At 52.7% G+C, this 7,314-nt stretch carries 8 protein-coding genes; 5 read left to right on the forward strand and 3 right to left on the reverse strand.

Annotation, left to right across the window (positions count from 1 at the left end; translation table 11 throughout):
- The 3 genes from TX85_RS05305 to TX85_RS05315 form a co-directional block, all read right to left on the reverse strand.
- A partial coding sequence (locus TX85_RS05305; RefSeq protein ID WP_233500616.1) for a GTP-binding protein occupies positions 1 to 1,014 on the reverse strand: 1,014 nt, incomplete at its 3' end.
- A gap of 33 nt (positions 1,015 to 1,047) precedes the next feature.
- Positions 1,048 to 2,118, reverse strand: coding sequence for a TIGR03943 family putative permease subunit (locus tag TX85_RS05310; protein ID WP_044478064.1), 1,071 nt, complete (start codon positions 2,116 to 2,118; stop codon positions 1,048 to 1,050).
- 13 nt (positions 2,119 to 2,131) lie between these two features.
- On the reverse strand, positions 2,132 to 3,049 hold the full coding sequence (locus TX85_RS05315; RefSeq protein ID WP_233500617.1) for a permease: 918 nt from the start codon (positions 3,047 to 3,049) through the stop codon (positions 2,132 to 2,134).
- Positions 3,050 to 3,248: 199 nt separating this feature from the next.
- On the opposite strand from TX85_RS05315, the gene TX85_RS05320 reads away from it, so the two are divergent.
- The 5 genes from TX85_RS05320 to TX85_RS05340 form a co-directional block, all read left to right on the forward strand.
- On the forward strand, positions 3,249 to 3,602 hold the full coding sequence (locus TX85_RS05320; RefSeq protein WP_044478067.1) for a DUF3024 domain-containing protein: 354 nt from the start codon (positions 3,249 to 3,251) through the stop codon (positions 3,600 to 3,602).
- A gap of 25 nt (positions 3,603 to 3,627) precedes the next feature.
- A complete protein-coding gene (locus TX85_RS05325; protein WP_044478069.1) occupies positions 3,628 to 4,440 on the forward strand; it encodes an AAA family ATPase in 813 nt (270 codons plus the stop codon).
- Between the two features lie 209 nt (positions 4,441 to 4,649).
- Positions 4,650 to 5,693, forward strand: coding sequence for an ABC transporter substrate-binding protein (locus TX85_RS05330; protein WP_044479824.1), 1,044 nt, complete (start codon positions 4,650 to 4,652; stop codon positions 5,691 to 5,693).
- Entirely contained in the window at positions 5,683 to 6,684 is a 1,002-nt protein-coding gene (locus tag TX85_RS05335) for a FecCD family ABC transporter permease (RefSeq protein WP_101781119.1), read from the forward strand. Before TX85_RS05330 ends, TX85_RS05335 begins: the two co-directional genes overlap by 11 nt.
- The coding region (locus tag TX85_RS05340; protein ID WP_044478071.1) for an ABC transporter ATP-binding protein at positions 6,681 to 7,314 on the forward strand (634 nt) is incomplete at its 3' end. The genes TX85_RS05335 and TX85_RS05340, both read left to right, overlap by 4 nt.

Genomic DNA, 7,314 nt, shown 5'->3' on the forward strand with positions numbered 1-7,314 from the left:
GTACGTTGTCCGTTCATGGCGGAGCTGCTTTCCTGAAAACTGGATTAGCGACGCATCGGCATTGGAGGCACCGCTCAGAGAAACATAGCCTTTGGCACGGAGCACGTGGCTACCCTGATTTTTCAGTAGCTTCTCCAGCTTTTTCAGAGAAAAGGGACTTTCGCTGTTAATCGGAATATAGATGGTCTGAACCCGGGAGAAGGAGCGATGATTATGATCGTGATTATGATCATGATCATGATCGTGACTATGCCCGTTTGCGTCTCTATGCCCATTCCCATGCCCGTAGTCATTCCTTTGCCCATACTGGGAGCCGGAGCGGCCGCGAGGCTCCGAAGGCTGGTGCGGTGCCGAGATGACTTTGAACGGACTGGGTGTTTTGGCCTTGAGGCGCAAGGGAGTCAGTCCTCGCAGCACGCTCTCAAGCTCGATTTTGGCCTGTACGGCATAGAAAATAGCAGCTTGCTCATTATGCTTTCTGACTAGACGCTCGACTTTTGACAGATGGTGATCTGATACCAGGTCCTGCTTATTGACGACGATCACATCCGCAACATCCAATTGGCGCCGCAGGGTGTGAACGAGCTGTTTGTCGGAGGCAAAAATACTGTTGTATTCCAGTACATGCTCCGCATCTATGACCGTGACGATGTTGTGCAGGTTCACCTTATCCAGCAGATCGGGCTCGGCCATCGCATCGACGACTTCCTCGGGATTGGCGACCCCGGTCAGCTCGACCAGAATGACATCGGGAGCCAGCGCAAGCAGGCCTTGGATCGACCCGGATATTTCCGATTTCTTGCTGCAGCATATACAGCCGTCGAACAGTTTCTCCAGCGGGATATCCCCGGCGGTCTGGGACAGGATCATGCCGTCCACATCCGCTTTGCCGAGCTCATTCATCAGAATGGCCGGCTTCAGCTTCCGGCGGTGCATCTCTTGGATCAGCTCAAGCAGCAGCGTAGTCTTGCCGCTTCCTAAAAAGCCGGAGATGACAATAACAGGTGTTTTCATAGGCTCCTCCTTATCCTTCAAGTCCTTTAATCATCATGGGATACTGACATCCAGAAAATCAAAGTTAGGGTAAATATATGGATTGTCCGGTGCAGGTATGACTTCGGATTCAGTCACATCCACTTTAATGATGGTGTTTCCGTTATATTGCGTCTGACCGAGGGTTCCCTTCAGCCGGACCCAGGTGTCGTCGGCGAACCCGGAGGCCTCGGGGAACTCGGTCAACACGCCGTAAGGAGTCGCGTCGGCGGTACAGCACTGCACGGCGATTCGTCCAACGACAAGCTGGTTTTTGTCCAGATTTTTTTCCCGGTAGACGAATCCGGTCAGCTCGATTTCTTTGCCTGCAAACTGCTCTTGGAAGGTGACGATGGTGGTGAGGATCTCCATATAAATGTCGGTCTTGACCTCGATGACCGGCTGGGCGTACAGACGCTCAGCCAATACGGCCAACTCCTGCTCGAAGGCATCCGCACCAATGAACACAGGATCAGCTGATATCCCGGAGTCCTCGTCTGTGTCTATTAATTCGCCCGGCGTGGCGGTCTCTCCAAAGTCCGCCGAAAGGGAGGTATCGGGGCTCTCATGGTTTATGGAACCCTCAGTGCTACCATCAGCATCGTTTGAAATGTTACCAACAGCATCGCCTGAAATGTTACCGGCAGCATCGCCTGAAATGGCGGCCTGCTGCTGCGCATACATAGCTCCTAAATTGGGTGTAGTAGATGCGCCAAGGATCATGCCCTTCTTACTGGCAAAGGAGCCGCCAAGCACGGTATCGGGCAGCAAGAATCCTAATAGCAGCGGCAGGGCAAGCATGGCATACAGAAAGCCGGATTGGAACCAGGATTTCTCCTTGGCACCGCTGCAGCAGTCGCATTCGATAATGGAGCCTCGATAAGCTCTATAGGCGATAAAGCCTTGAATGACGGCCAGGGCATAGACGACGATCGACGAGAGTTTGACAAGCGGCCGAATACGAATGCCGATATACAGCTGAAGCGTATCGCTTTCGACCAGAAACGCAATGTACACAGCCAAGCCTAACAGAATGACGGTTCTGACCACATGATGGAGCACGGTAGTCCGCTGCTGATTTTTCATGGAAGGCACTCCTTTACGAGAAAGATTTTAAAAATAGCTGATCCCACCCAATACTGAATGCCAGCACAACCAATACGATAATTACACTCAAGGTGGCAACAAATTTGGTCTTGAATACAGACAGCAGCATAAGCGTGCTCTTCAGATCAAGCATCGGCCCAAGCACCAGGAAGGTAATCAGCGAGCCGGCTGAAAAGGTGTTTACAAAGGAGGAGGCCACAAAGGCATCCGAGGTGGAGCAGATCGAGAGTATGTAAGCAAATCCGGCCATCAGCATATGAGAGGAGATCGGACCGTTGCCGTAAGCCGCCAGCTGCCCCGTATTTACAAAGGTGTGGATCAGGGCGGTGATCAAGGCGCCAAGAGTAAGATATTTGCTCATCTCAAAAAATTCGCTGGTCATATGCATGAACATCGAGGTGACCTTCCCTGCACCAGGAGGATGCATGCTGCTTCCAGCCCCTTCATCATACATGGTCTCCATGCTTAGACGAAGCGGATTATAACGAATGAAGCGGTAAATGAGAAGGCCTGCGACGAGCGCGACCACCAGAGCCAGTCCCATCCGTGAGTAAAGAATCTCGGGGCGGCTGCGAAAGGCGGTGTAGGTAGCAAAGAAGACAATCGGGTTCAGGATCGGTCCGCTCATGATAAATACGGCGGCGATATAGACAGGCATTCCTTTGGCAATCAAGCGGCGAATGACCGGAACCATGCCGCATTCACAGATCGGAAAGAGCACGCCGAAGAAGCAGGCAAACAAAATGCCGAGCAAAGGGTTCTTTGGTACCATCCGTGCGATGAACTCCTCGGATACGAACATTTGCAGCAGGGAGGACGAGATCACGCCCAGCAGAATGAACGGAAGTGCTTCCAGAAAGATACTGATAAAGATCGTTTTGAACGTTAGGAGTTCAGATGAAAAATCCAATGCAAGCAATGACATGACTGTATATAAGTCCCTTCGATGAATGATAATGTTCCTGTTCTATTTTAATCGTAACAAATACAAATAACAACAAGATAAACGGTTGACACACAAAGAAGTGATCAGTATACTAATCGCATCGTAAAAATTACGATTTAATAGCGAGCTTAGCAAATTACAGGCGTGATACGGGGTGTTAATGATGGACGAATTTACGATTCGAAGATTGGAGGCTATCTTAAACGGCTACTTTGAAGCGAAGGTTCCGAAGGAGGTCCGGTCTTTCGTGCGCTTAAAATACGTGTGGGACGGCAAAGCAATGATTCTCTTCGAGGAGCGGTCCCATTCCCACGGGCGGCAATGGCTTAGTTCGGCTATTGCACAGTTTCGTCTGGAACACAATCAATGGAATGTGTATGCCCTAAATGCGAGCCATGACTGGGTACCCGTCAAATCCATTGCGCCCAGTCCGGACTTTGAACGGCAGCTTGAGCAGGTCGAGCTGGATCCTGAGGGGATCTTCTGGCCCACTGGCGACTGGGCTGAAACATTCTGACTAAAAGTAAGAGGAGTATCCATGAATGAGTAAAAACAACGCAAATCTCCGGCTCCCACGGTCCAAGGGGACCGACATGGCGACCTTTTATACGCCTAAAGAGTGCGGCAAGAAAGCAAAACGAATCGTATTCTCGCCTGTTAACCGCCAGATTGTCGAGGAATTCATCTCCATCATCGGCTTAAAGGAAAGGTTCGAGCAGTATGATGTGCCGATTCCCAACAAGATCGTCATGTTCGGCCCTCCCGGTACAGGAAAGACACTGACAGCCTTTTATATCGCCGCACGCCTGGAGCTCCCTTTGATTTTGGTCAGACTGGATTCGATTATCCATAGCCATCTGGGAGAGACGGGAAGCAATGTCCGCAAAATATTCGATTATGCCAAGGCAACACCATGCGTTCTGTTCCTGGATGAGTTCGATGCGATCGGAAGAACGAGGGACAATAATGATGAAGTTAAGGAAATGGCCAGAGTAGTCAATACCTTGCTGCAGTCCCTGGACGAATTTGAAGGGAACAGCATCTTCATCGCAGCCACCAATCTGGAGGAAGAGCTGGATCAGGCGATCTGGCGCCGCTTTGATACGAAGATGAATTACAGTATGCCTGACGATGCCGGACGGACTGAATTTATTTCGCTCCTGCTGGATGGTTTCGAGCTGGACGGACCGATTCACGAAGCGGCACTAGGCCTGCTTGCGGGCTGCAGCTTTGCCGATATGGAGCAAATCGTTCTCAAAGCCAAACGAAAGGCCATCATCGAGGACGGTTCTCTGTCACGAAAGCATCTGGAGGATGCGTATTCGGAATACAGACCTAAAGCTGATCACAAATAAGGATAGGGTTGGGTGAAGCACGAGCATAAGGTTGTGCGGTCCAAGGGGATCATGTGGATTGGGACGAGCAATAGGGGGGCCGGGTAACCAAGCTCGTATTTATCGGTGCGGGGCTGGACAGGGAGAAGATTACCCGCCCCCTAAATTATAAATTCACATTTACAAATAGTAATAATTACGCTTTAACTTCATGGAGGAGGAAGAAAATGATGCATTCATTGAAAAAAACAACACTTATTCTATTAGGAGGTCTGATGCTGGCGGTGGCAACGGGGTGTGCTTCATCGCCTGTTGCTGACAGTGCGGCGGAAAAGCAGGAAGCAGGTGCTCCGGCATCTGCGGCGGAAACGCCAGAGTCTTCACCAGTAACGGAAGAGACTCAGGCCGAGGTTTTCCTATCTTTTACGGATGATGCCGATCGTGAGGTTACGCTTCAGGCACAACCGCAGAAAATCGTCGTACTCTCCCCGCAGTTGCTGGACCTGCTATATGCGGTTGACGGTACCGCTATAGCTAAGGCTACGTCAACGGGAGGAACCATTCCGGAGAAGGCCAAGGCGATTGAGGATGTCGGCGGCATGACCACCGTGAATACGGAAAAGCTGCTGTCCTTGAAGCCGGATCTGGTGATCGGCTCTACTTCGTTCCATCGTGAGCTGGTAAACGTTCTAGAGGCCAGTAATGTTCCTTTTGCGCTCTTCACGCTCAGCACCTATGACGATTTGAAGGAAAAGGCCCAGCTGTTCGGCAAGCTGGCCGGTACGGAGCCGCAAGCAAACGAAGCGCTGGCAAAGCTGGAGAAGCAAATCAGCGATTTGACGGACAAGGTGCCCGCAGATCAGGCGCCTACCTTCATTATGCTGAATGTCACGCCGAGCAGCATTAGCGTGCAGCGGCAAAATACGGTGGGAATCGAGGTCGCGGAAATGCTGCATCTGAAAAATGTAGCGGCAACGCTGGAGGCATCGCAGAAGAGTCCGTCTACCGCTCCGTTCAGTCTGGAAAAGATCGTAGAATTGGACCCGGATTATGTCTTTGTCCTTATTCATGGAGCGCGGGAGGATGGAGAGAAGAAAGTAGAATCGGATCTCGCCGCTCAACCGGCATGGGCTTCGCTGCGTGCGGTCAAGGAACAACGCATGGCCATCTTGCCCTCGGATCTGCTGCTGTCGAATCCGGGCTTCCGGCTGAACGAGTCGGTCGAGTATCTGGCAGAGCTTGTATACCCTGATGTGTATGGCAATGAAAACTGACATTAAACGGGTATCCGCTCCGAGAGGCGTTTTCGTATTAGCAGCTATGGCAGTTGCGGCAGCAGCAGGGATTGCGTTTAGCATCGGAACCGGAGCCGTTTCGATTTCGCTGGAGGATATTTGGAGGTATTTGTTCCACGGGTTTGACGGGCCGATGAAAGAAGTGATCTGGAGCATCCGTCTGCCTCGCACGCTGGTAGCGGCCTTGGTCGGCGTGAATCTGGCCTTGTCCGGAGCCATTCTGCAGGGGGTCATGCGCAATCCGTTGGCTGACCCCCATATTATTGGCGTCTCTTCGGGAGCCGGGCTGCTTGGCATCATCATCCTTATTTTATTTCCGCAAGCCTGGCCCCTGCTAACGCCGGCTGCATTTGTCGGCGCCTCGATAGCGGCTGCCATCATCTATTTGCTGGCCTGGAAGCAGGGCGTTCAGCCGGTCCGCATCATTCTTGCGGGGGTGGCGGTGTCCGCTTTTCTAGGCTCCGGCATTTCCGCGCTGCTCACCTTCTATAGCGACCGGGTCAACGGTGCACTTGTGTTTCTCGTTGGCGGTTTAGCTGCCAAAAGCTGGCCGGAGCTGCAGATGATGCTTCCGTATTCCTTTGCGGGAGTGGCGCTGGCCTTGGCAGGCTCCGTGCATTTAAATCTGCTCTCTCTTGGAGATTCCAATGCGCGCGGCCTTGGCCTTAAGGTAGAGACTACCCGCCTGGTATTGACGGCTGTAGCTACTTTGCTAGCCGCCAGCGCCGTCAGCGTGGTGGGGTTGCTCGGCTTTGTGGGCCTGATTGTGCCGCATTCCGCCCGGCTGCTGATCGGCAGTGACTATCGGCTGCTGTTGCCTGCCTCGGCGCTGCTCGGCGCCGCGGTGGTCACGGTCTGTGATACCTTGGCTCGTCTGATGTTCGCACCAATCGAGCTGCCTGTTGGAATTATACTGGGAGCGCTTGGCGCTCCGTTCTTTCTGTATTTGCTAAGGAGGGAAGGAGAATGACAGCATTGCTGCTGGATCAGGTTTCTGTCAATTACCACAACCGATGCGTGATCGACCGTCTGGATTGGCAGGCGGAGGAGGGGAAGATCTACAGCATTATCGGTCCGAACGGATGCGGAAAAAGCACCTTGCTCAAGGCGATCTCCGGTCAATTGAAGCCGGCAGGGGGCTCGATTCTGCTGGAAGGGAAGCCTATCGGAGCCTATTCCAGGCGAAGTCTGGCCCGTCAGTTATCCATGCTGCAGCAAAGCCAGGATAAGCTGCCGGACATGACGGTGCGAACCTTGGTCGGTTACGGGCGCTTTCCGCATAAACCGGCTTGGGCCGGACAGCGCAAGGAGGATGAGGCCATCGTCGATTGGGCACTGGCGCAGACAGGGACTTGGATGTTTGCCGACCGCAAGCTGTCCGCCTTATCCGGCGGGGAACGCCAGCGGGTGTGGATTGCGTTGGCGCTGGCGCAAAAGCCGCGCCTTTTGCTGCTTGATGAACCGACAACCTATCTGGATGTCAGCCATCAGTGGGAGATCATGGAGCTGATCTCCGATATTAATCGGAAACACGGCATGACTATCATCATGGTCTTGCACGATATGAATCATGCGGCGGCCTATTCCGACGAAATCATGA

This window comes from Paenibacillus antibioticophila (genome assembly GCF_000455265.1).
GTDB classification, from domain to species: Bacteria; Bacillota; Bacilli; order Paenibacillales; family Paenibacillaceae; genus Fontibacillus; species Fontibacillus antibioticophila.

Bases quoted from the DNA above. Each gene is read 5' to 3' on its own strand.
- TX85_RS05310 (WP_044478064.1), bottom strand. From the start codon at position 2,118: ATGAAAAATCAGCAGCGGACTACCGTGCTCCATCATGTGGTCAGAACC.
- TX85_RS05320 (WP_044478067.1), top strand. From the start codon at position 3,249: ATGGACGAATTTACGATTCGAAGATTGGAGGCTATCTTAAACGGCTAC.
- TX85_RS05325 (WP_044478069.1), top strand. From the start codon at position 3,628: ATGAGTAAAAACAACGCAAATCTCCGGCTCCCACGGTCCAAGGGGACC.
- TX85_RS05330 (WP_044479824.1), top strand. From the start codon at position 4,650: ATGCATTCATTGAAAAAAACAACACTTATTCTATTAGGAGGTCTGATG.
- TX85_RS05335 (WP_101781119.1), top strand. From the start codon at position 5,683: ATGAAAACTGACATTAAACGGGTATCCGCTCCGAGAGGCGTTTTCGTA.